Consider the following 2,238-nt stretch of genomic DNA (forward strand, 5'->3'; position numbering starts at 1 on the left):
TTGCATTCATCTGTACATTCCTTCTCAACTCAAACGTATTTTTAGAGAAAAGTGGTTTTCTAGGATATTTCGCTTTATTTTTAATGGCATTAATTTCCATTGCCGCAAAACAACCATACACATTACATGTTTCGAAGAAGGATTACCCGGAGGTCTACTGGAAGGATAAATCATTCCTAGCCATTAACTATGTTATAACATTGGTTTGGGTAGGCGTATTTCTGTTGAATGCTATAATGTTCCTATTCCTTCAATTTCCATTAACGGTTATTTTCTCAAACATATTGGTTGCTTTGGGTATATTATTCTCAATATTATTCCCCTTGAAGGCTCCAGCTTATTTCATCTTAAGGGAATTTAAGGAGTATGATTGGAGGGTAAAGGTTGATGTGGAAAAGCCTAAGGGGGAGGATGAGTATGACGTTATCATTGTTGGTTCTGGAATTGGAGGTTTAGTTTGTGGCTCTCTACTCTCAAAGAGGGGTTATAAGGTTTTGGTTTTGGAACAACATTATCAGGTTGGCGGCTACTGCTCCTCATTCAAGAGAAGCGGATTTGTTTTCAATACGGGAGTTGAAGATGTGAGTGGATTATGGGAGAAGGGGCCTTTAACATATCTCCTCAAAGAACTTGGGTTTAAAAAGGAAGAATTATTCGTGAAGAACACTTCTGAATATATTTTCAGAGGTAAGCGTATAAAAGCTGAAAGTTTAGAAGAGATCACTGAGATTCTCTCAGAAATGTTTCCAGATGAAGAGGGGAATATTAGGGCTTTCTTCGATGAAGCAAAGAAAGCTTATGAAGAATGTTACATGGAAACTGAAGTCTACGGCGTACCATTACCAGCAGAATTAATAGTTAAAGTTTTCGGGGAGAGAAAGCTTTTAAACTATCCTAAAGAGCACCCTCATCTATACAAATGGATGAACAGTAATTTTAAGGAAAAACTTGACGAATACTTTGAAAACGAGGATTTAAAGGAGTTTCTATGCGCATTATTGGGGTATATTGGGACAAAGCCAGATAAAACCCCGGCTAATAGTGCACTGACAGCCTGCATTTCATACTACATTCATGGAGGATACTTCCCAAGGGGAGGAGCTCAGAAATTTGCTGAAAGTTTAAAGAATTTCATCTTAAACCATGGAGGCAATGTTTTGGTCAATCATAAAGTGAATAGAATATTGGTGGAAAATGGGAAAGTTGTTGGGGTAAGGGTGGGAGAAAAGGTTTTCAAAGCACCAATCGTCGTATCAAACGCCAATGCCAAAACCACATTTTTAGAGCTTATCGAAAAAAGCCATCTAAGGGAGGAGTTCATTGAATATATAAATGGGTTAAAGATGTCTCCCTCCTGTTTCATGGTTTTCCTAGGCGTTGATATGGACTTGTCAAAATATCCCACACTCATCAAAAACATCGATGAAGGATATGACATCGTCATCAATTCAAACGCCGATCCAAGCCTTGCACCGCAGGGGAAGTCAAGCATCACAATATTAACCCTTGCCAACTACCAAGATTTCCCAGAAAGGGGGACTGATGAATACATACGTAAGAAGCAAGAGTATTCAGAAGAACTAATTAGGAAAGCGGAAAAAGTTATACCGGATCTAAGTAAACACATAATAGTTAAGGATGCAGCTACACCTAAAACATTTGAAAGATACACATCAATGCCTCAAGGAGCCATATACTCTTTCGATCAATCCATTGGAATTAAAAGACCATACTTCAAAACACCAATAAAAGGGTTATACCTTGTAGGCGCCTCAACATTCCCAGGTGGAGGAATAGAAGCAGTAACAATATCAGGAATAATATGCGCCCACGATATATGCAACTGGAAAATTTAACCAGCAAATCAAGAACCACTATTACGCCATCCACCGGCACAATTGCACCCTATGTTGTTATGAGCAAATATTGAGGAGCAAATGAACAATGTTAGATCACATAAACGAACTTTGCAAGTTTTTGTTTAAGGTAAATTATCCAATAATCGTACAAGCATCGTGACAACCAAAAAATTAATAATTTAGGTGATAACTTAAGTAAGAGAACAGAGAAAGGAGGGGTAGCTGATGATCTTTAATGTTCCAAAAGATATACTAGAAATGATATTGTCCCTATTGCCTAAGATCATAGAAATTATTATGGTATTAGTTTTGGGTTTTATTGCTGGAAAGCTTGTGGGTAAAATGGTAACGATCATAATGGGTAAGTTTGGCGTAGATA

1 protein-coding gene and 1 pseudogene are annotated in these 2,238 nt (G+C 37.6%); both read left to right on the forward strand.

All coding sequences use genetic code 11. The annotated features are described in order from the left end of the window. Positions 1-1,856, forward strand: a 1,856-nt coding sequence (locus MRT15_RS10705) for an NAD(P)/FAD-dependent oxidoreductase (protein ID WP_304330150.1), incomplete at its 5' end; no start/stop codon positions are given. 261 nt (positions 1,857-2,117) lie between these two features. Next, positions 2,118-2,238: pseudogene (locus tag MRT15_RS12655) on the forward strand (hypothetical protein); the annotation flags it as partial.

It is taken from the genome of Candidatus Culexarchaeum yellowstonense (genome assembly GCF_024707025.1).
GTDB lineage: Archaea > Thermoproteota > Methanomethylicia > Culexarchaeales > Culexarchaeaceae > Culexarchaeum.